Annotated in this window: 28 protein-coding genes and 1 pseudogene; 24 read left to right on the forward strand and 5 right to left on the reverse strand. The window is 49.2% G+C overall.

Features of this window, described 5'->3' with window-relative positions; translation table 11 throughout:
- Positions 1-406 precede the first annotated feature (406 nt).
- From E308F_RS14030 to E308F_RS14075, 10 genes are all read left to right on the forward strand, one after another.
- A complete protein-coding gene (locus E308F_RS14030) occupies positions 407-946 on the forward strand; it encodes a hypothetical protein (RefSeq protein WP_141265531.1) in 540 nt (179 codons plus the stop codon).
- Positions 947-1,675: 729 nt separating this feature from the next.
- A complete protein-coding gene (locus E308F_RS14035) occupies positions 1,676-2,140 on the forward strand; it encodes a hypothetical protein (RefSeq protein WP_141265532.1) in 465 nt (154 codons plus the stop codon).
- Positions 2,141-2,977 (forward strand): sensor histidine kinase, encoded by an 837-nt coding sequence (locus E308F_RS14040; RefSeq protein ID WP_141265533.1) that lies wholly within the window; start codon positions 2,141-2,143, stop codon positions 2,975-2,977.
- A 20-nt stretch (positions 2,978-2,997) separates the two neighbouring features.
- Positions 2,998-3,729, forward strand: a complete 732-nt coding sequence (locus E308F_RS14045; RefSeq protein WP_141265534.1) for a LytR/AlgR family response regulator transcription factor — start codon at positions 2,998-3,000, stop codon at positions 3,727-3,729.
- A gap of 16 nt (positions 3,730-3,745) precedes the next feature.
- Positions 3,746-4,378, forward strand: coding sequence for an accessory gene regulator ArgB-like protein (locus tag E308F_RS14050; RefSeq protein WP_141265535.1), 633 nt, complete (start codon positions 3,746-3,748; stop codon positions 4,376-4,378).
- Between the two features lie 5 nt (positions 4,379-4,383).
- Positions 4,384-4,509, forward strand: coding sequence for a cyclic lactone autoinducer peptide (locus tag E308F_RS14055; RefSeq protein ID WP_141265536.1), 126 nt, complete (start codon positions 4,384-4,386; stop codon positions 4,507-4,509).
- Between the two features lie 255 nt (positions 4,510-4,764).
- On the forward strand, positions 4,765-5,484 hold the full coding sequence (locus tag E308F_RS14060) for a hypothetical protein (RefSeq protein ID WP_141265537.1): 720 nt from the start codon (positions 4,765-4,767) through the stop codon (positions 5,482-5,484).
- A 93-nt stretch (positions 5,485-5,577) separates the two neighbouring features.
- Positions 5,578-6,132 carry a hypothetical protein gene (locus E308F_RS14065; RefSeq protein ID WP_141265538.1) on the forward strand — a complete coding sequence of 185 codons (555 nt, stop codon included), beginning with the start codon at positions 5,578-5,580 and terminating at the stop codon, positions 6,130-6,132.
- 107 nt (positions 6,133-6,239) lie between these two features.
- A complete protein-coding gene (locus E308F_RS14070) occupies positions 6,240-7,481 on the forward strand; it encodes an S-layer homology domain-containing protein (protein ID WP_141265539.1) in 1,242 nt (413 codons plus the stop codon).
- Positions 7,482-7,667: 186 nt separating this feature from the next.
- On the forward strand, positions 7,668-8,900 hold the full coding sequence (locus E308F_RS14075) for a hypothetical protein (RefSeq protein WP_141265540.1): 1,233 nt from the start codon (positions 7,668-7,670) through the stop codon (positions 8,898-8,900).
- 172 nt (positions 8,901-9,072) lie between these two features.
- Here the strand turns inward: E308F_RS14075 and E308F_RS14080 are convergent, their stop codons facing one another.
- The 5 genes from E308F_RS14080 to E308F_RS14100 form a co-directional block, all read right to left on the reverse strand.
- On the reverse strand, positions 9,073-9,711 hold the full coding sequence (locus E308F_RS14080; protein WP_141265541.1) for a hypothetical protein: 639 nt from the start codon (positions 9,709-9,711) through the stop codon (positions 9,073-9,075).
- A 142-nt stretch (positions 9,712-9,853) separates the two neighbouring features.
- A complete protein-coding gene (locus E308F_RS14085; RefSeq protein WP_141265542.1) occupies positions 9,854-10,003 on the reverse strand; it encodes a YvrJ family protein in 150 nt (49 codons plus the stop codon).
- A gap of 1 nt (position 10,004) precedes the next feature.
- Entirely contained in the window at positions 10,005-10,235 is a 231-nt protein-coding gene (locus E308F_RS14090; RefSeq protein WP_141265543.1) for a hypothetical protein, read from the reverse strand.
- Positions 10,236-10,401: 166 nt separating this feature from the next.
- Positions 10,402-10,623: a DUF2922 domain-containing protein gene (locus E308F_RS14095; protein ID WP_141265544.1), complete on the reverse strand. Its 222-nt coding sequence runs from the start codon at positions 10,621-10,623 to the stop codon at positions 10,402-10,404.
- Positions 10,624-10,648: 25 nt separating this feature from the next.
- Positions 10,649-10,876, reverse strand: a complete 228-nt coding sequence (locus E308F_RS14100) for a DUF1659 domain-containing protein (protein WP_054937772.1) — start codon at positions 10,874-10,876, stop codon at positions 10,649-10,651.
- A gap of 191 nt (positions 10,877-11,067) precedes the next feature.
- On the opposite strand from E308F_RS14100, the gene E308F_RS14105 reads away from it, so the two are divergent.
- The 14 genes and pseudogenes from E308F_RS14105 to E308F_RS14170 all read left to right on the forward strand — a co-directional run bounded on the left by E308F_RS14105 (position 11,068) and on the right by E308F_RS14170 (position 21,163).
- Complete coding sequence (locus E308F_RS14105) at positions 11,068-11,280, forward strand: hypothetical protein (protein ID WP_172613966.1); 213 nt, start codon at positions 11,068-11,070, stop codon at positions 11,278-11,280.
- A 215-nt stretch (positions 11,281-11,495) separates the two neighbouring features.
- Positions 11,496-11,705, forward strand: a complete 210-nt coding sequence (locus tag E308F_RS14110) for a winged helix-turn-helix domain-containing protein (RefSeq protein ID WP_141265545.1) — start codon at positions 11,496-11,498, stop codon at positions 11,703-11,705.
- A gap of 138 nt (positions 11,706-11,843) precedes the next feature.
- A complete protein-coding gene (locus tag E308F_RS14115) occupies positions 11,844-12,194 on the forward strand; it encodes a DUF3467 domain-containing protein (protein ID WP_141265546.1) in 351 nt (116 codons plus the stop codon).
- 172 nt (positions 12,195-12,366) lie between these two features.
- Positions 12,367-12,717: a DUF1515 family protein gene (locus E308F_RS14120; RefSeq protein WP_141265547.1), complete on the forward strand. Its 351-nt coding sequence runs from the start codon at positions 12,367-12,369 to the stop codon at positions 12,715-12,717.
- 292 nt (positions 12,718-13,009) lie between these two features.
- Positions 13,010-13,222 carry a winged helix-turn-helix domain-containing protein gene (locus E308F_RS14125; RefSeq protein WP_141265548.1) on the forward strand — a complete coding sequence of 71 codons (213 nt, stop codon included), beginning with the start codon at positions 13,010-13,012 and terminating at the stop codon, positions 13,220-13,222.
- A 71-nt stretch (positions 13,223-13,293) separates the two neighbouring features.
- Positions 13,294-13,470, forward strand: a complete 177-nt coding sequence (locus E308F_RS15990; RefSeq protein ID WP_172613967.1) for a hypothetical protein — start codon at positions 13,294-13,296, stop codon at positions 13,468-13,470.
- A gap of 31 nt (positions 13,471-13,501) precedes the next feature.
- A pseudogene (locus tag E308F_RS14130) lies at positions 13,502-13,606 on the forward strand (sugar phosphate nucleotidyltransferase); the annotation flags it as partial.
- A gap of 16 nt (positions 13,607-13,622) precedes the next feature.
- On the forward strand, positions 13,623-14,972 hold the full coding sequence (locus tag E308F_RS14135) for a nucleotide sugar dehydrogenase (protein ID WP_141265549.1): 1,350 nt from the start codon (positions 13,623-13,625) through the stop codon (positions 14,970-14,972).
- A gap of 25 nt (positions 14,973-14,997) precedes the next feature.
- Positions 14,998-15,945 carry a Gfo/Idh/MocA family protein gene (locus tag E308F_RS14140; RefSeq protein ID WP_141265550.1) on the forward strand — a complete coding sequence of 316 codons (948 nt, stop codon included), beginning with the start codon at positions 14,998-15,000 and terminating at the stop codon, positions 15,943-15,945.
- Positions 15,942-16,529, forward strand: a complete 588-nt coding sequence (locus tag E308F_RS14145) for an acyltransferase (protein ID WP_141265551.1) — start codon at positions 15,942-15,944, stop codon at positions 16,527-16,529. The genes E308F_RS14140 and E308F_RS14145 overlap by 4 nt, the downstream gene beginning before the upstream one ends.
- A 52-nt stretch (positions 16,530-16,581) precedes the next feature.
- Positions 16,582-17,625, forward strand: a complete 1,044-nt coding sequence (locus E308F_RS14150; RefSeq protein ID WP_373995963.1) for a DegT/DnrJ/EryC1/StrS family aminotransferase — start codon at positions 16,582-16,584, stop codon at positions 17,623-17,625.
- Between the two features lie 243 nt (positions 17,626-17,868).
- Positions 17,869-19,131 (forward strand): flippase, encoded by a 1,263-nt coding sequence (locus E308F_RS14160; protein ID WP_141265553.1) that lies wholly within the window; start codon positions 17,869-17,871, stop codon positions 19,129-19,131.
- Complete coding sequence (glf, locus tag E308F_RS14165) at positions 19,128-20,249, forward strand: UDP-galactopyranose mutase (RefSeq protein WP_141265554.1); 1,122 nt, start codon at positions 19,128-19,130, stop codon at positions 20,247-20,249. The genes E308F_RS14160 and glf overlap by 4 nt, the downstream gene beginning before the upstream one ends.
- Complete coding sequence (locus tag E308F_RS14170) at positions 20,246-21,163, forward strand: glycosyltransferase family 2 protein (RefSeq protein WP_141265555.1); 918 nt, start codon at positions 20,246-20,248, stop codon at positions 21,161-21,163. The genes glf and E308F_RS14170 overlap by 4 nt, the downstream gene beginning before the upstream one ends.
- Positions 21,164-21,222: the final 59 nt, after the last annotated feature.

Genomic DNA, 21,222 nt, shown 5'->3' on the forward strand with positions numbered 1-21,222 from the left:
TCTCCCCACGGAGCATTTCCAACACGATGTTTGCTTTTTGTTCAGCTGTAAATTTTTTTCTCTTTTCCATGTCACCATTATAGCTTAATTTTTTTGTTTTTGTGTCTTAACCTATGGGTCCATTATAAGTTGGCTGGCCTGGTACCAGCCAGAAGCTCCACGGGAAATTTCGTCTTGCAAAAACCGCATTTTATCCCAATATTTCCTCATTATATCCCACAAATGGATCCGATTAGGAAAAGTGATGGTAAAATAGAGGTAGCAAGAATAGGGAGGGGGAGATACCGTTGGATTAATTTAGAAGAATTATATAAAATGTAACCCCGGTGAAGGGAGAAAGTGGATGAACTAACAGCATGCGCAGCAAAGTGAAGTTGCTGTAATAACAAAAAATAATGTTAAAGACATGTTAGAAAAGGCTAATAAAGGCGACCAAGCTGCCATTAAAGCACTTTCCAAATTCTCAATTTTTGACTCCAAGAAAGTTGCAGAAAAAGTTAATGGTGTACGAGTATACGCTGGCCAAACCAAAACCATTGATTTCGGAGACGGAAGTGCCATTACATTAGACTATCAGATAACTTCCGGTGGAACTCAAATCCCAGCCTATTATACATGGGAAGGCGATTACGTACATGCTATAGCGATGCATAAGTGGTTTCTTTTGGGAGTAGAAGTTGGAAGATACGAGTTACATTTCATTTATGATCCTAATGGCAACAATCCCATTCTCAAGGAAAAATGGGATACTGGGTCTGCTATTTATGGTAATCAGGTGAATCCGCTTGGAACAGATGTGTTAACCGATGTTGGCCCTTACGCAGTTGGTGTTACTGGTAGGGGTATTTGGTCAACAAATATGGGGGCAAGCCAAACAGTAAAAATAAACGCTTATGGATACTTTGATCCCTCTCTCAATTGGGCTGAAGAATGGATATATTATTAGTTTAACCTAACGGGGGGTCTATATGCTAATGCCTCCAGAGGCACCATGGTATGCCGGTTTCTACAACTCCTTCCTATTGCTAATTCCTATAGTGATTATAATTGTTTTTGGGATCTTATTAACGACGATTATTGTTTTATTGCTTAGATTGAAGAAAATGCAAGAAGAAATAACCATAAAATTGGACAGAATATCTAAAGAGGTTACGAACAGGATTAAGGAGAAATAACCCCTCACACTTAAAAGCAGTAAACCGACTGAACAACTTATGAATCGGGAAAAAATAGAGGGCGCTGTGCGTCTAGCTGGCGAACAGCGCCTTATAAAGGGAAAATTTTGTACTAAAGTGCGATTTCGAGCAGCCTGGAGGAGGGCATATGATCTGATAGCCTGATGGTGCTCCGGAAAAGCATTTCAAGCATAAGTTAAATGTTAGCTAAAACACGTTCTTTATTGCTGCCGCCCGGCGCGTTGTTGCCAGGCGGTTTTTTATTACCCTTCCTGGCGATATAGAACCAGCCGCGGAGTGCCATTCTATGACAGGAAAATTTAGGTTTATGGCGAATAATGACATTAAATACAGTGTAGGGAAAACCGGTCCGAAAGGCTGAGACATAAAGCCATGCATTTCATCCGCCAAATACCGCATCATATCCTTCTAAAACCGCATTTTGCCCTAATTCGGGAGGAAAGAGAAGCCGGTCCAAGAATATCTTGGAGGTAAAAAATATGGATAAAATGCCGTTAATAAATTTGGCCTTACAGTCATTCCCGGAAAGTATCCTGTTATTGCTTTTTGGCTCAGGCCTATTTAAACGTTGTCCCAGCATTTACAGGCTACTAATTGGGGCGGCCCTTTCCTCCATAATTTCCTATTTTATCAGGAGATTGCCTTTTCCTTATGGCGTTCATGCCCTGATAGGGGTTGCGGTTTTAACTCTAATATTTTGGCTAATATTTAATTTGGATTTCAATCAAAGTTTGGTAGCATCGCTGGCAACCCTGGCCACCCTTGGCGCTATTGAAATAATTTTACTGCCAGTGGAGAGTCATTTATTAGGATTAAGCCGGTTTAGTGACGCCTGGCCTGATCCCAAATTGCGCCTGCTTATGGCCATACCGGAATTGATAATTCTATTATTAATAACATATTTACTATATAGGGATAACCGCTGTTTTAAAGGAGATTTGTGAATGGCTACCGCAAATCATAGTTACTGGTTAATCGCGGCCTTGCTAGGTCAGTCCTTACTAATAAACATTGCTGTCCAGAGCCTGCAGCTTTCCCAATATACCTACTATAAACCGATAGTCATAGGAGCGAACCTTGTTAGCCTGTCATTTTACCTTATGGTTCTCTTATTGATTAAAAAAATATCGGAATTAAAGCAGCAACAGCAAGTCCTGGAGCGAAAAGAAACGGAGCTGGACAGCGTTCAGAGCCTCTTGCGCACCGTACGCGCCCAAAGGCACGATATCATTAACCATCTTGACACTGTCTATGCCCTGCTTTCCTTGGGAAAAGAAGTCCCGGCCCGGGAGTACGCCTCGCATTTAGTGCAAATTGCGGGCAATACCAGCCACCTGATACGGTTGGAGCAACCGGTGATTGCTGCCTTCTTACAAAATAAACTCAATCAGGCTTTAACTAAGGAAATAACTATGTTAATTGACGTAAGTACGGATTTGAAGGATTTGGCTGTAAAGCCGTATGCTCTAATTACTATCCTGGGGAACCTCCTGGAAAACGCCATGGAGGCGGTAGAGACCTTACCGCCCGATCAGCGCTGGATAGAATTGGAGATATCCAGGGCCAACCTGTATTATCTATTTACCGTCAGCAATTCCGGCCCTCCCTTAGACTCCGCAATTAAAGATGTTATCTTCCAGCCGGGCGTCTCTACCAAAGGGCCTGACCGGGGCCTGGGCTTGGCTACGGTAAAGGAAGTGGTCGAGAACCACGGCGGGACAATTGAAGTCGAGGCTTACCCGGTTACTTTCCGGGTTAAGTTTCCCTGTCAAAGTACATAAGTGGAAGATGAGGTGATTATATGCTGACAGCTATAATTGCCGATGACAACGAGGCGGAAAGGACTTATTTTTGCAAATTACTCCGGGAAACTAAAAAGGTAAAAGTACTGGGCGAAGCCGCTGATGGCCTGGCAGCCTTGGATTTAGCCTCCCAACTGCGGCCGGATATTGCTTTTTTAGATATCGAAATGCCCGGTCCGAACGGTCTTGAAGTAGCCAGGGAAATCATGGCAATAATTCCACCAATTTCAATCATCTTTTTTACGGCTCATGCGGAGTATGCCGTCGATGCCTTTGAAATAAACAGCGTCGATTATCTTCTCAAACCCTTTGACGCCTTCCGCCTAAGGAAAGCCCTGGCTAAAATTGAAGAAAAGCTGGCCCTCAGACAAGTTAATAAAAGAAGTCAAAAGTTAAACAAACTGGCTTTAAAAAGCAGGGGAGAAATAATCCTTATCGACCTCAACGAAATAGTGTTTATCGAAAAGAGCGGCAAGAACACAACAATAGTCCATACCGTCAAAAGGGACTATACCACGAGTCAAACCATTGGAGAACTGGTAGAGCAACTGGAGAGACATGACTGCTTTCAAAGGGTTCATAAGTCATACCTGATTAATTTAAATATGGTGGAAAGGATCAGCCCTTTTGCCGATAACTCCTTTGTGGTCAGGTTTGCCGGATATAAAAAGGATGCCCTCATTAGCAGGAACAATATTGAATTGGTCAAAAAGCATCTTAATCTTATTTAAGCAAAGGACTGATTGAATGCTTCATAACCTATCGCTGCGCCTGGCAAAGTCTTTGGCCTTTAACGGCGGCCTTGATCCCTCCCGGATACCTGTTATTACTTATGGACTGGAAATAATCCTGGGAATTGTAGTTAAAACATTTTGTTTTTTAGCCATTCCCTCTGTACTGGGCGTTTTGCCCCAAACCCTGGCAGCCTTCACGGCTTCAGCCCTTTTCCGCCTCCCGGCCGGGGGCGCCCATTGTACGGGCTTCGCTCGTTGTTTATTTGGAAGCATTGTTGCTTTTACAGTAATTGGGATCCTTGCCAGGTTTATCGGGGGATTGGGCGATTGGACATTGACACTATTTTATATTGTCCTCGGCCTGGCCATCCTGTTAACTCTATCCCAGGTTCCCGTAGATAATCCCTCCAGACCGGTTAAAAAACCGGAAGAAAGGTCACATATGCAGAAATGGGCTTTAGGAGTTTTGTTTTCGTACGTTTTGATGGCAAACGTCCTGCCACTTACGAACGACTTGATTTTCGCGGCTTCCTTAGGGCTACTGCTGCAGCTATTCACGCTACTGCCGGCAGGTTATAAATTGATGCACCATTATGACATGTTATTAATAAAAGTTACCAGCTCTATTACTAAAGGGGGGAGGTGATCCGGATGAGGAGACGCTTTTTATTTACCCTAGTGGCTAACTTAGCGATATTTGTCGCCCTGCTGGGGGTCCGGCCGACCAGCTGGCTGGCCTGGTACCAACCGGAAGCTCCCCGAGAATTGTTGAAGTAAATTACTAAAAGGGGACAGGGAAGAAACCTGCCCCTTTAAAATTTGTCAAAGACCCCTGAACCGGCACTGCTGATTTCGTCTGGCAAAAACCGCATTATATCCGCTAAAAACCGCATTATATCCCAAAAAAAGATCGGATTGGGTAAAATGGTGATAAAATGGAAGCAGGAAATGAAAAGGGGGAGAGATTCCAATGGATCGTTCCTGTCGTTTTAGATATCTTTATTCAAATTAAAGAAAGGAGTGTTTATGAGAATGAGGAAAATTTGTATAGCGATAATTACTCTGGCCGTAAGCATATTATTCTGTTCAGTTGCTATAGCTTCTGTGCCCGAGAAAACCCAGCTAAAAAGCAAAGTTAATCAGGAAATAGTAGACGAGTTAATGAAATCGCTTAGTTATAATCAAGATTCCTCACCAATAAAGGCTATGGCTTCAGCTAAAGATAAAGATGGCAAACTCCACGAACTCCCGGTTAAAATAGCAACAAAAAAATTAAGCCAAAAAGTTGCTTCTGATGGTACAATAACTACAGAATATATTACCCTTGCCAGTGTAGAAACATATCAAAGTTCTAGATCATATGATGGTAAAATAAAAGAGTGTATGTTAACAGAATATGAAACGACTACTGCTAATGGAGGTTTATACTACATTAGATTTCATTGGACGGAAGGATGGTGGGAACGAAATAATTTTTCCTATGACGTAAGAAATGCATTTGTATACACTAGCCAAGAAGGACAAAAAATAGATGGAACTTTTTTCTCTGACAGTGATCAGTATGATATAGGCGAGCCAATTTGGAATACTTACGGTACCAAAACTGCAGTTTATTCAAATAATACCTGGGACTTCCCTTTTACCCAAAAGGATCCTCCAGGAGCGTGGGGCACCAGAGTGGGCTCTGACCTGTATGTAAACGGACAATTATTATATGACGATTGGTGGATCGATTTTTATTCAATATATTAATGTAAACAGAATACCTATTCCTTAGGTCTGAGCTTTTACAACGAATGTAAAGTGGGCTCAAACCTATTTTTACCGCAATGGGAGTTGATCAAAATGCTTTATAATAACCGTTCCCATATAAAGTGGCAATTACTTGCTATGGGGTTGATATTGGTATTTCTAATTATTATAGTGGGATGCCTTTATAAAGAGACCAAGGTTTTTTTGACGCCTGAAGAAGCATTGTTCTCTATCAATCAAGGGATGCGTATTATTGACAAAAAACCTTTAGGAAACGATTTTATCTTTTTTGCTAAAGAAAAAAACAATGATTATATAGTACGAGTGGAACATAAAGGAAACGGTTGGGTTGTAGTTCCAGGCATATCTTCTTCTTCAATGCTGTCTGCGTCTGACAATATGAATGTAGGAATTGATACGTATAAAAGTGAAGATGAAGCAAAATCTTATACTCTAGTGTATGGAACTGTATATAATCCAAATATATTTGTAATAGAGATCCATTTTCCTGACAGCGTAATAATGAAAGAAATGGTTAATGGTGAAGGATTTTTAGTAGTTAGGGAAGGGTTTTACCTAAACAGGGGTGAAAAAATACGCGTGCTAGGATTGGATGATAAAGGAAATAAGATGTGGCAAAGTCAATAGTTTTATAAAGGGTGAGCAAATATGGACCCTGGGTGACCTGGAACCTAATTGGATCGAGTTATGTATTAATTCCAACTTTCCTTCTCTGCCAAAAGGAGGAAGAAATAATGTCACAAGTGCCCGGGTTCATCGGGTGGGCTTGCAAGCTTGCCATCACCCTGTTATTCTCGCTAATCCTTTGGACACAGGTGCCACTGTCCACAGGGCAAGCACTTGGGCAGAACCCTGGCGACCAAAGGAGTAACGAAACTGGCAATTCAGCACCGGCTTTTACAGATATCCAGGGTCATTGGGCGGAGACCGTAATTCAAGAAGCGGCGTCCGTTGGCTATGTGCACGGCTACCCGGATGGTACTTTTCGTCCTGATAATCCGGTCACCCGGGCCGAGGCGGTCACCTTTATCGTGAAAGCTCTGCAGCGGGTACAGTACCTACCAGATATTAACTTGCCGCCGGATATGATGGCCGAATATTTCCCGGATACTCGGGACCACTGGGCCGGGCAAAAAGGCTCCTTACCCCTTGCCTTTTCAGCCTCCCTGGTAACCACCGAAGATGCCCGGGCGGGCAACCGGTTTGAGCCCGATGCCCCTGCGACCCGGCTAGAGGCTGTCATATGGCTGGCCCGGGCCGTAAACCCCGCCCTGGAGGCGCGTCGTCGCATTAAAGAAGAGCGCCAAAGGGAAGGATGGTCGGCGGAGGCCCAAGCGGCTGTGCTCACGGGATTAGAAAACATCCGCTGGCCATTCCGGGATACGGTAGCAGAAAAAGTAAGAAGCTATGTTATGCAAGGGATTAAATCAGGGCTGATCAGTGGCTTCCCGGATGGGAGATTCGGTGGCAATGAAATCGTAACCAGAGGACAAATGGTCGCGATGCTACAGCGCTTGCAGCCGATAGCATCCCTGTCAACCCAGCATCCCGAGATTAACGAGCCCGTAATGCCAGAACGTGGTCGTATTATGGAAGCACGTCAAAGCTGGCCTCCGGCTGCAGGAAAATCGCCGCGTATTTTAAATGGCGATAATAAGGAAGACTGGCCGGCGCTGAACCGCTTGGTAATGGCCTTACGCAGTGTAGAAAAATTCGAACCCCCGTCCGGGGTAGGCGATCTCCCGGTTGCACCACCGCACAGGGAAATGTTGTATATTCGTTTCGCCGATGGCAGTGAAGATATCCTGTATCCAGCAGTACGCTGTGAGACTACCCCCACAGGTGGACGACGCTGCACACCGGAACCGGATTGGATGATCCTTAATAGTCAGGTCGTTCATTCACCATTACTCTGGGATTATTACCACGGACAGATGAAAATGGACATGCCACTTGTACTTTCGCCGGCAACTTGAGGGGATAGATTGGGTTCATGTGAACTCAAGCGATAGAAGTAATATGATAGAAGTAATATAGAGAAAGCAAATCCGAAGGGATAGGTCTAACAATATCCCTTCTTCGTTTTTGACTAATATTGAAATTTGATCCAGCGTTATCTTTATCACAAACTTATATGAAGTTGCAAAATAGGAGAGATCGATATGTCTAAGTTGAAATTAATCGCTCTTCTGGTCATCGGCCTATTAGTTTTGGGGACGGGGTCAAAATTTATATTATCTGGAACAACAACGAACAACGGTGATGTTGCCCGGGAGCAGTCAAAAGGAAGGGCAAGTATAAAGCCCCCGGAAAGTAAAGACCAAAAAGAAAACCCTGAGGAGAAAGAAACGATTCCCTATAAAACAGTACCCCATGCTATCACTGTCGCTGGCGTGAACCATGAAGGAGAGATTATTGTAACTCTACCCCATCCCCACAACCCCGGGGATATATCATTAACCTACTATTGTTTCGATCCATATGAGCAAAAGCTTTATGAGCTGGCCAGTCCCTTAAGTTCAAAAAGGAAGATTCATTCTATATGCAAATATGGACCCTGGGTGGCCTGGATTGAAGGGACTACCGATTTTGAATCCGAAGATTGGCTCCTGGCAGCCAAACACCTCCCTACCGGCAAGATAATCGAAATCAGCAAGAACAGGGTTGAGGAAATTAAGATCGAAGGCCCCGGGCCTTCTGGTATTCGCTATGAACCCGGGGATCTATCTATATTTGGCAATAAAATTACATGGGCACAATATGAAATTATAGACGGGAATTTGACAAGCGTCATATATATCTATAACCTCGACCAAGGGCGTCTAGAAGCAATCGAGGAGTTGCCCGGCGCTCCACGAGTTATATTAAACAGTCCGGACATATATGACAATAAGCTGGTTTGGTCCCAGGCGCGTTTCGTATATGAAGAAATACGGGCGGAAAGCGATGTGTTCTTTAAAGATTTAGTCACCGGAAAAAAGTTTCGCCTAACATCCAACCATTGCAGCTTTGCACCCCGGATAAATGGCAGGAATGTTACCTGGCTGGCCAGAGACACAAGAGTGGGTAAATACGGCGAAATTGTCAAATATAATTTAGATACTGATGAATCTATCCAGATCACCAATAATAGTGCCCATCGATACAGCACTACACCAACTATTGGAAATAAATTCATAACCTGGATGTGGAATGTTCGGGAGGAGGTCCAAGCATATGATCTGGAAATGAACGACGTCAGGGTTTTCGATACCGGTGTTATCGATTTGATTTATACCGGGGGGAATGTGCTGGCCTGGAGATGGAGAGACCCCTTTGAGATGGAAAAGTGGAGAAACAGTGAAACAGATCAAGTTCCCAGGAGTGAGGTCCGGTTCGTAATTATCGAACCTTAATTTTTTGAGAGGGCACAAATCCAAAAAGCGGGGCTGTCACGAAAGCCAGTCGTGCAGCCCCTTTCCTCTGTAATATTATAATGAGCTTTAAACTTGTTAAGTAGTGTGATACATTATAGGCAAAAAGGCAGATAGCATGATAGGTCCCCGCAATGAAAGCAGTCCCCTGCAGTCACAGGGGGCTCAATTTTTCTTCCCGACGGAGGATTATGACGTCACCCTTGCGGTCGATGAGCTGTGCGGCGACAGTACTGCCGCCGGGCTCTACCAGCAGGTAGCAGCTGTTTTTTTCACGGCAGACAGTACCGCGGGCGGAAAGTTTACAAAAGGTTTCCCGGCGGCGCTGGAGGGCTCTTTCTCCGTCCAGCAGGCGCAGGGCCAGGGTATCCATATTTAAAAGGCAGGGCAGGACCTGGTTGCCGGCCAGGATCAGCCGGGTGCGAAAGAAGCCCTCGACGTAAGGCTCAAAACTTTTTACTTTGCTACCGACCACATAGCCTGTCCCGCCCTCATCACGGCAGCGGGGCCGGCGCAGGCGTAAAGGTACCAGGACCATTTCCGGCCCCAGGACAATGGGGGCCAGGTGACTGCGGCCTTCCCTGGACCAGGCGGTATACTCCTGCCGCCAGGAAACCCCCAGATGAGAGGCCAGGGCCTTCAGGACGGTCTTTGTCCGACGGCGGTCCAGGATTTTTTGGCCGTCGTCCAGCCAGACCTCGGTGTAGTTACCGCAGTCGTCGCCTGTGCCGTAGACCGGCACCAGGCAATTAAGATTTTGCCACAGACCTTTCTGTATCCAGCTGACTGCCAAATATACCACCTCCTGCCTAAGTTATATTATAAACGAACAGAAGTTCGCCCATCAAGACGGCCATTAATCACGAATCGACATAACGGCAGCAGCCGGCCTGCGGCACCGGCCGGAGCTTCAGTTTACGGCCCCGGCATTGGCTTTAGCCCGGCGCGGCCCTGTTCAAAGATTGGGCCAGGGCTTGGATGGCCGCCGTCAGGTCGTCGAGTTTTTTCTCCACCCTGACTAAGAGGTAAAAGGCGATGACCATGGGGAAGCCATAGTTGCCGATCTGGACCCAGAGGTTTTCCATGTCAGGCTCCCTCCTTTTCCTCGCTGAAGTTCCACTCCTGGACTACCTTTTCCCGGCCCTGGCCCAGGAGTTCCCCCCAGGCGGCGGCGCATTCGCCGCAGAGAATAAGGTCGCCGATGAGGGCAGTATCCTCCAGGAGCAGGATTTTACCTTCCAGGGTTTGCTGGCGGTCGCAGCAGTTGCAGCGTCCCCGCCGGGGCCGGGCGAAATAACTAAATTTGACCTGCAGCATACCAGGAGCCTCCTCTTCTTATTTCCACCATTCGATGGTGGCGGTATGTCGCCATGAGCGGCTCCTCCAAAGCCACCTTGAACGGTTCCTGCTAAATTAAGGGGATGGGGTGAGCTACGAGTACCTCAACCCGCTCACCCCATCCTGGAATAACTAACCGCAAAGCTTAAGCAGCGATGATGTCGGTGACATCCCTGGTGACGATACGGGCCCCGACGATAGCCGTCAAGTCGCCGCCGGGCGAGGTAAAGATGTTCCTGGCCAGGATAAGGTCCATGACGGCCCGGACTTCAGCTTCGGTCAGGTTGTCGCGTGGGTCCTGGACGGCCAGGGTGGTGCGGCGGCCGGCGGCATTCTGGAAGATCAATTCCAGGCGTTTGGTAAGCATAACTGTTCACCTCCTATAGATTTACTTAGGCGCCGGCACTGAGGTCGTTCTCGTTAACGCGGCTGACGGCGTTAACGGGATGTACCTGCAAGCTGCCGATGGCCTGGGCGACGTCGTAGACATCCTGGTCGCTGGCAGAGGGTTTGACGCGGCTGTAGGAGCGCACCCGGTAAACGGGCTGCCCAGTAGCGTCGGTCCCGGTCTGCACCTGCAGGCGTAAAGTGGTGGCCAGCGGGGTACTGATCACAGCCATTTGTTTCACCTCCCTTCGGACGGCTACATCATAGCATGGTTGCCTGCAAAAACGAACTAATGTTTGCATACAATTACGAGCCAGAACCTGTCGTTAACCGCTAATACCGGCTGCTAAGGAAAGCCAATAAAGCAGAAAAACGAAAGCAGGAATATCGTACCAGGCGGATTACTTTAACTTTTGGCAAAGAGATGGAGAACCAGGCCGGCAGGCCCCTGGCAGGATACCGGAGCGTTTATGTAGATAACAGGTCGCTCCGGATTATATGGAAGGTTACAGAACTGCAGGTAATCGAGGTCGCCATCATAGCCGGCATAGCCGAACGCGAAGGAATGCTGGCCTATAAACTGGTTTCCAGGCGCAGGGAAGAATTGGAGAGGTTTATCAAAGAACTGGTTAAGTAATAACAGGTCTTAATAAAATGCTAAGTAGTATCCAGTATGAACTACTTATCCAGGACGGTGTTACCGGCCTGGTAGAACTTCCAGGGAGCTCTTAACTACGCAGCCATTATACAAAATTAACCTTGTAATCCATTGACGCGCTTAACATATGCTGGTATTATTGTTCATAAAGTAAGCATAAGATATGTCGAAATAAATATAATGGAGCAGTCGACATGGATAGCCATTACGCAGTCCTGGACTGTCTGCAAAGAAACGACAAGCTCACCCAGCGCGACATCGCCCGTTACACTGGCCTTTCCGCTTTCTGCGCTGCAGATCTGGCCGGTATAGACGGCCGCAATACCCTGGTAATCACCTGGCAGGCCGGGGAAGAATACCAGCCCCCGGGGATAGAAGTGGTGAATATAATCCCCCGATTGTAGGGATTAGGGAGTAGAAAAAAATAATAGACACTCATAGTTACATAAAATGGTATTAATTATTAGCGGTAGTAGAACTATTTAAGCAGAGGGCTTTTTAGTATGCTCTTTTAGCTTCTTTGTTGAGGGGAGGGTTAGCGGGTGGAAGAACAAAAAGACGCCAACCTGGCAATGTATGCGGACGAGCACGCCATGCGATTAGAGTTTGCCGATATTGTAAGAGTTGACGCTAACGCGGAAAGGGTTATTCTAACCTTTATTCAACGATATCCAGAAGCCGAGGCAGCAAACCGAACAGAAACTAAGCCCCCTATTCCTGGCGTCCAGTATATGCCGAATGGGCGTATCGTTAGCCGCGTGGTTGTGTCTTGGCCACATCTGATACGTATACGGGATATGCTTAATAAACTTATCTCCGAACGGGCCTCTGATGTAGTAGCTGCCGCCCAAACTATAATGGGAGGGAAAAAAGCTATTGATTCAGAAAAATAACATAATCCAATTCCCCGGCGGAGATCAGACTACTTTTGAACAAACGCCCCGTGATATTACCGTCAATGATGCTGGACTGCCCATTGGGAATATTATAAAAGAGGCATTCCTCGATAGGATTGTATTCGTACCAAGAGTTTCTGAGAGACAGGAGAATCTAAGAAACGAACTAATGCAAAGAATTGTCCAAACGGCGCAGGCAATTAATGAAACAGCCGTTACCCGGGAAGGGGAGACTCAGGTGGACTGGCAGGAGAAATATCTCGATAAGCTGGACCGTGATATCGGCGAAATCAAGCAATCGCTGCAAGCTACCGAGGAGCGTATTGCCGCTATGGTGAGCCAGACCCTGGGTGAAATCCGCGACCGCGATAATCAGCGGCACGCAGAGGTTCAGACCATCAGGGCCGACATGCAGGCTATACGTTCGGATAACGAGGAGACCCGCCGCTGGATAATAGGGATGGCTATAGCTACGATCCTGGGTATAGCTGCAATGGTTGTTACTGTTCTACTAAAGTGAAGGTGAGGTTCCGCATTTGGCATTAGAGCGACAGGAGCCTGAAGAGGGTAATTTGTCCCCTCGCAAACGCGAAGAAGTTGAGAAAAAGCTTCAAAGAAAAGATAAAATTGAAGATAGTGTGCTTATCAAATAGTATTGTTGTGAAAAAAGAAGATATCCTGGCGGCACTGCGCTACGCAGCCATTATACAAAATTAACCTTGTAATCCATTGACGCGCTTAACATATGCTGGTATTATTGTTCATAAAGTAAGCATAAGATATGTCGAAATAAATATAATGGAGCAGTCGGCATGAATAGCCATTACGCAGTCCTGGACTGTCTGCAAAGAAACGACAAGCTCACCCAGCGTGAGATCGCCCGCCGTACTGGCCTTTCCGCTTCCTGCGCTGCAGACCTGGCGGGTATAGACGGCCGCAACACCCTGGTAATCACCTGGCAGGCCGGGGAAGAGTACGTAGTATTGCAGGGAATTGAAGTGGTGAATATAATCGACCGATTGTAGAGATAAGAGAGTATAAAGAAATTAAAAGGCACTCATAGTAACATATAATGGTATTTTGTGGGGTAGTCCCAGTGTTGCCGATTATCCCTGCTACCAACAAAATCACTATCAGAGTTGTTAATAAACGGCAACAGGAAAGGGTAGTGCGGGCTATTGCCGGGAAATGGAAAGATCGTCGTGACCTGGTCGACGATCTTTTGAAAATTCGGGAGGACGAAGATGACCGCCCGGGAACAAGCCTTGAATAAATATGTTATAGATACCGGAGTGACTTAAACCATGAAAGGCCTTATCCTCTCCGGCGGCAAGGGCACCCGCCTGCGGCCCCTCACATACACCACCACCAAGCAGCTCATTCCTGTGGCCAACCGGCCCATTTTTTATTAAAGGAGCGACCTACATGTCCGTTCCCCATGTCATTACCGAAAAAACTTATGCCGCCGAACTGATACATAAAATCAAAACGCGCCAGGCCAACGTAGCCGTTGTCGGCCTGGGATATGTAGGCCTACCGCTGGCGGTAGAGAAAGCCAAGGTGGGCTTTAATGTTTTAGGCATCGAGCAGAATCCTAAAAGAGCGTTCAAAGTAAACAACGGCGAAAACTATATCCTGGACGTCAAAGATGAAGAGTTAAAATCCCTGGTCCAAGAGGGGAAGATAAAAGCTTATACTGATTTCAACTGTTTACCCCAGGCCGATGTCATCGTCATCTGCGTTCCCACCCCCCTGGACGCCAACCGTGATCCAGATATCACCTACATCAAAAACGTTACGGCAGAAATAGCCCGGCACTTGCGCCCGGGCCAGCTAATTACCCTGGAGAGCACCACCTACCCCGGCACCACCCAGGAGGTCATCCTGCCCCGCTTAGCAGCAACGGGCCTCAAGGTAGGCGAAGATTTCTTCCTGGCCCATTCGCCGGAAAGGGTGGACCCCGGCAACAAGCGTTTTACCACTAACAACATTTCCAAGGTCGTCGGCGGCGTGACACCCGCATGCCTGGAGGTGGCCTGTACCTTCTATGCCCAGACCATCCAGCAGGTAGTACCGGTATCCTCGCCGGCCGTAGCCGAGATGACGAAAGTCTTCGAAAATACCTACCGCGCCGTCAACATAGCCCTGGTGAATGAATTAATGCTCCTCTGCGACAAAATGGGCCTGGACGTTTGGGAAGTAATTGACGCCGCCGGTACCAAGCCCTTCGGCATCCAGACCTTTTATCCCGGCCCGGGCGTTGGCGGTCACTGCATCCCCGTCGATCCCTTTTATCTGGCCTGGAAGGCGCGGGAGTACGACTTCCAAACCCGTTTCATCGAGCTTGCGGGGGAAATCAACATCCAGGTATCTTATTATGTTGTCGATAAGGTTATCGAGGCCTTAAATAGGATACAAAAAGCCGTTAACGGCTCCCGCATCCTTATCCTGGGCGTGGCTTACAAAAAAGACATTCCCGACATCCGGGAGTCTCCGGCCTTGAGGATTATCCCCCAGCTCATCAAACGCGGCGCGGTTTTGAGCTACCATGATCCCTATATTCCCTTTATAGAACCCCGGGAATGCCCTCAATTCAGCGCCGCCAGCGTGGAGCTTTCGGCCGAAAGAATCGCCGCCGCCGATCTCGTCCTGATTCTCACCGACCACTCCGGTATCGACTACCAGTGGGTGGTGGATCAGGCCAGGATCGTCGTTGATACGCGCAACGCTACTAAACACGTAAATAATAACCGGCACAAGATCATCAAAATTTGAGCCCTGGAACGAAAGGGAATGACCTATGAATGTAGGAGTAATCGGTGCGGGGAACTGGGGTAAAAACCTGGTGCGCACTTTCCACCGCCTGGGGGAACTGGCCGGGGTAGCGGAGGTAAATCCCGAGCTGCAAAAGGCCATCAGGACAGATTACCCCGGCGTTACGGTTTATAAAGAAGCCGGGGAAATTATCGCCAGCGACGTTCCTGCCGTAGCCGTGGCTACACCGGCCCATACCCACTACCGGGTAGCGCGGGAGGCCCTGCTGGCCGGTAAAGACGTATTTGTCGAGAAACCCCTGGCCCTATCCCGGGCCGAGGCTGAAGAACTGGTAGACCTGGCGGCGGCTAAAAACCGCATCCTGATGGCCGGGCACCTTCTCCTCTACCAGCCAGCCATCCAGTGGCTGAAAAACTATATTGCCTCCGGCGCCGTCGGCGATGTAGCCTACCTCTCCCAGGAAAGGTTGAAGCTCGGTCGCGTGCGCGCGGTGGAGAACGTCCTGTGGAGCTTCGGCGTCCACGATATTGCCGTGCTCCTCTACCTGGTGGGAGAAAAGCCACAGGAGGTCAAGGCCGCAGGCCAGTGTTTCCTGCAGGAAGGTATCGAAGACGATGTCCACGTGCATCTCAAGTTTAGCGGCGGCGTGCAGGCCCACCTGCATGTATCCTGGCTGTGGCCGGAGCAGAGGCGCCGCCTGACCATAGCCGGTTCCAAAGCCATGCTTACCTATGATGAACTGGCGCAGGAGGTCGTTCTGCATAAAAAGCGGATAACCCCGGAGCTGCATAACCGTGATGAGGGCAGCGAGGTAGTCTTCCGGGGCAGTGAAGAACCACTCCTGCTGGAGTGCCGCCATTTCCTGGAGTGTATAAAGGAGCGGAAAGAGCCTTTATCTAACGGCCGGAGCGCCCTGGAGGTAATCGAAGTCCTGGAGAGGGCCGGAAAACAATTGAAGGAAGATGGAGTATGAGCGAAAAAGATTATTTTGTCCACGAAACGGCCTGCGTAGATGCCGGGGCCAGAATCGGCAGGGGAACGAAGGTCTGGCACTTCTGTCATATTATGCCGGGAGCGGAAATAGGTGAAAACTGCAACCTGGGCCAGAATGTTTTTGTGGCCCGGAACGTAAAAATAGGCAACAACGTCAAGATCCAGAACAACGTTTCCGTTTACGAAGGGGTTATCCTGGAAGACGACGTCTTTTGCGGGCCGAGCATGGTCTTTACCAACGTCAGAACGCCGCGGGCGGCTTATCCCCGCAATACCAGCAGCGATTACGCTAGCACTCTGGTGAAGAGGGGGGCCTCCATCGGCGCCAATGCCACAATTGTCTGCGGGGTGACTATCGGCGAATGGGCTTTTGTTGCGGCGGGGACGGTGGTGACAAAAGACGTGCCGCCCTACGCCCTGGTGGCCGGCGTACCGGCCCGGATCGCCGGCTGGGCCTGCGAGTGCGGCGTACCTTTAAAGTTTGCCGGGAATACCACTACCTGCAGCGAATGCGGCAAGAAATATGAAAAGCGAGGAGAAGCTACCGTTGAGCGGATTGCCTAAAATTCCCGTTTTAGACCTTACTCCCGAGATTGAAGCCCTCTGGGACGAGCTGATGGCTGCCATCCAGGGTGTCTTGAAGTCAGGCCAGTTCATCATGGGTCCCAATGTAAAAGCCTTTGAACAGGAAGCAGCCGCTTACCTGGGGGTCAAGCACGCCGTCGGGGTGAACTCAGGTACCGACGCCCTGGTTATAGCCTTACGCGCCGCAGGAATCGGTCCTGGGGCTGAAGTAATTACCACTCCCTTCACCTTTTTTGCCACCGCCGAGGCCATCAGCCAGGTGGGAGCAACTCCGGTTTTTGTCGATATCGACCCAAAGACTTTCAATATCAACCCCGACCTTATCGAGCCAGCCATCACATCGCGCACCAGGGCCATCTTGCCGGTGCACCTCTACGGCCAGGCCGCCGACATGGACCCCATAATGGAGCTGGCGAAGAAGTACAACCTTAAAGTAATCGAAGATACCGCCCAGGCCTTCGGGGGGGAGTATAAAGGACGGAAACTCGGCACTATCGGCGACGCCGGGTGTTTTTCCTTTTTCCCTTCTAAGACCCTGGGCGCTTTCGGTGACGGGGGGCTTATCGCCACCAATGACGACGAAATTGCGGAAAAAGCCCGCATGCTGCGGGTCCACGGGGCTAAAAAGAAGTATTACAATGAAGTAATAGGCTACAACTCTCGCCTGGACGAGATCCAGGCCGCCATCCTGCGGGTGAAACTGCCGCACATTGATGAGTGGAACGAGGCCAGGCGGCAGGCGGCAAAGCGTTACAATGAGCTTCTAAAAGACGTGCCGGGCATCGTAACACCTTACGAAGCCCCGTACGCCAGGCATGTCTATCACCAGTACACTATACGGGTGCCGGACGGGATGCGGGATAAGATGAAGCAGTTCCTGGCCGACCAGGCCATCGGCACCATGGTCTACTATCCTGTTCCCGTGCACAAACTGCCGGTCTACGCCGGAAGCAACTACCGTCTACCAGAATCCGAAAAGGCGGCTGGCGAAGTGCTGTCGCTGCCCATCTGGCCGAAAATCCTTGATGAAACACAGGCAAGGGTTGCTAAAGTCCTGGAGGCCACTCTGGTATGAGCGCCGGCCTTACCCGTATTAAGGCCCTGCTTCGCAGGAGTTCCTTTGCCCGTAATGTGGCGGTTCTCGCTGGAGGCACAGCGGTAGTGCAGGCCATCGTGGTGCTGGCTTTGCCCATTCTCACGCGGCTTTATAATTTTAGGCCGAGCCGGTCATCTAATTGTTCTCGTCTACAGCACTTTCTGCTCTCGAACCTCAAGATATATTGAGTGTGAGTACCCGGATAACGCTTGGTGATTTTTTATGATTAATCGTCTGCTTCGGCATCCTGTAGGGCAAAACATTCTGTATCTATATGGCGTTCGTTTTGCAGGATACCTTATCCCGCTTTTTACGTTGCCCTACCTAGCGCGGGTAATGGGGGCCGAGACCTTCGGTTTACTTGCTTTCGCGCAGTCGTTTGCCCTCTGGCTGGCTCTTCTCGTGGAGTACGGGTTCAACCTTTCGGCGACCCGCGACGTAGCCCGTTATCGGGAGGACGCATCCAGGGTGGCTGGTATCGCGGCGGGGGTTCTGGGGGCAAAGGGTTTGCTACTGGTTTTGAGCTTGGGAATAGCTGGCCTATCTTGGTTGGCGGCGCCCCTTTTTCACGACCATTCAGCGTTACTCTGGTGGGCCTGGCTGGCGGCTATATTTCAAGGTCTGAGCCCGCTTTGGTACTTCCAGGGGATCGAACGCATGCAAACGCCAGCTTTGCTGGATATCGGCAGCCGTGTGCTCGTGATGCTGGGCATCTTTGCTCTCGTTAAGGCCCGCGAAGATGCCTGGCGGGTACTAGCCCTCCAGGCGTTTGGTAATGGCATGGCGGTTGGACTGTCCCTTAACCTAATGTACAGGGAAGTGCGTTTCCGCCTTCCCACACTTTGGGACACCTGGCAAGCTCTTCGCCTGGGTTTTAGCATGTTCTTCTTCCGGAGCGCGGTAAGCCTATATACGACTGCGAACGCCTTTATTCTCGGGCTCTTCGTTGCACCTGCCCTCGTAGCATACTATGCAGGAGCAGAAAAGATTGCCAAGGCGGTGCTAGCGTTAGTCGGTCCCATCTCCCAGGCCTTATACCCTAGAGTGAGTCATGAAATCGCGAGGGACTATAGTAGGGCGCGTCGTTTGGCCCGGTTTAGCCTATTTGTGATGGGGCTGTCTGGGGGACTGATGGCTGCGGGGCTTATTATTGCGGCACCTCTAGCAGTGCGCGTATTACTCGGTCCAGGATACGAGCCAGCAGTCCCCGTGCTACGGCTCATGGCTTTGTTGCTCCCCATTATCGCGTTGAGTAACGTTTTTGGCATTCAGTGGATGCTACCCCTGGGCCTAGATCGTAATTTCAACGTGATCATTGTTTCTGCTGGACTGCTCAATCTCGTTTTGGCGGTATTGCTCGCCCCTCGCTTTGGCCCGCAAGGTATGGCCTGGGCAGTGGTCATTTCTGAAGCTTTTGTCACATTGGCTATGTATGTTATACTTTCGCGTCTGGGGCTTAGCCCCCTGCAGGAGGAGACGGTATGAAGGTAGATTGGCTGATCGTGGGCGCAGGGTTCACGGGGGCTACGCTGGCCGAGCGGATCGCTTCGGTGATGGGTCAGAAAGTGCTTTTGGTTGAACGTCGCGACCACATCGGGGGCAACGCCTATGACGAGTACAACGAACACGGCATCTTGGTACATCGCTACGGTCCCCATATCTTCCACACCAACAGCAAGAAGGTCTGGGACTATCTATCCCGCTTCACGCGGTGGCGGACTTACCAACATCGGGTACTGGGGATTGTGGAAGGGAAGAAGATACCTATACCGTTCAACTTAAATTCCCTTTACGCCATTTTCCCTCCCCGCCATGCCGAGCGCCTGGAGGAAAAACTCGTCGGCTATTATGGTCTGGGCGCAAAGGTGCCAATTCTGAGACTTCGGGAGAATGAGGACAAGGACATTCGCTTTTTGGCCGAGTATGTTTACCAGAACATCTTCTACGGTTACACTCTGAAGCAGTGGGGACTGAGGCCGGAGGAACTCGACCCTTCCGTAACCGAGAGGGTACCGGTCTACATAAGCCGTGACGACCGCTACTTCCAGGACATCTACCAGGCCATCCCTGGCGAGGGCTATACCGCTATGTTTCGCCAAATGCTCCGGAATCCCAACATCAAGATCTTGCTCAACACCGACTTCCGGGAGATCCTGGATGAGGTGCGCTTTAACCGCATGATCTACACCGGGCCTATTGATGCCTTCTTTGACTATATGCATGGGCCGCTCCCCTACCGCTCGTTGCGCTTTGAGTTCGTAACTTTGCATCAGGAGTGGTTCCAGGAAGCAGGTACGGTAAACTACCCCAACGAGTACGACTTCACCCGAATCACTGAGCAGAAGCACCTCTCGGGGCAGCAATTGCCGGTGACTACCTTGGTTTACGAATACCCAGAGGCCTACCGGCCGGGGGAGAACGATCCCTACTACCCGGTGCTCCGGGAGGAGAATCGGGAAGTCTATGCACGTTGCCTGGAGGAAGCTAAGAAGCTGAAGGGTACAGTACTCTTTGCTGGGCGATTGGCAGACTACAAGTACTACAATATGGACCAGGCTGTGGAAAGAGCCTTGAAGCTATTTGAAGGGGAGGTAGCCAGGTGAACGAACGTGTGTGTGCTGTTGTAGTGACCTATAACCGCAAGACTCTTCTACGGGAGTGTCTGCACTCGTTGATTACGCAGACGCGGCCCCCAGACGAAATACTGGTCGTGAACAATGCCAGCACTGATGGGACGCGCGAGATGCTTCAGAACGAGTTCCCCCTGGTAAAAGTAATAGATCTCCCCAGTAACATGGGCGGAGCAGGGGGATTCCACGAGGGAATGAAGTGGGCCTACGAAGAGGGTTATAACTGGATCTGGTTGATGGATGATGACGGAATTCCGGCGGCGGATTGTTTGCAAAGGTTGCTTGAATTGGGCGACAATGAGCTAAGTATACGAGCTCCATTGGTATTACGAAAGGATGATTCCGAGAAAAGGCTCGCGTTCGGCCTGGTTTACAAGGGGCGCAGAATAGAGAGAGAAAAAGATGCCTTGGGTGCTGCAGTGGGCTTTTTACTGGAAGGTGTTTCTAACCCTTTCAATGGCGTCTTAGTTCACAGGAGCGTTGTAAAAAAGACTGGTCTTCCCCAAAAAGAGTTCTTTTTATGGGGAGATGAGACAGAATATATGCTGCGAGCAAAGAAGTTCGGAGTAAAAATCGGCACTGTTGTGAAGGCTTTATTCTTTCACCCACCAAATCGAATGTTGCCGAAGTCGGTGAAGGTGCTTTGGGTATCATTCAGCGTACACCATACTGAAGATCACCTGAGAAATTTCCTCATTCTCAGAAACGGAGCCTATATTGCTGCGCGGTATTACGGTTTAACCAGAATGCTAAAGCACTTCATCAAATACTTTTTATTCTACCTTCAGGAGTATGGATTAATTGCCGGGCTTTGGAGTTTGCGTGTGGCGTGGATGGGGTTGCGGGGCGATTTCAAAATGCCAGAAGCCCTTAATTGGAGAAGTTAACGTTTATCTAGATCTTGTTCAAGGATGGACATGGTGAATTTATTCTCAGCCTTTGTCAC

The sequence above is a fragment of the Moorella sp. E308F genome, assembly GCF_006538365.1.
Lineage (GTDB): Bacteria > Bacillota > DSM-521 > Neomoorellales > Neomoorellaceae > Neomoorella.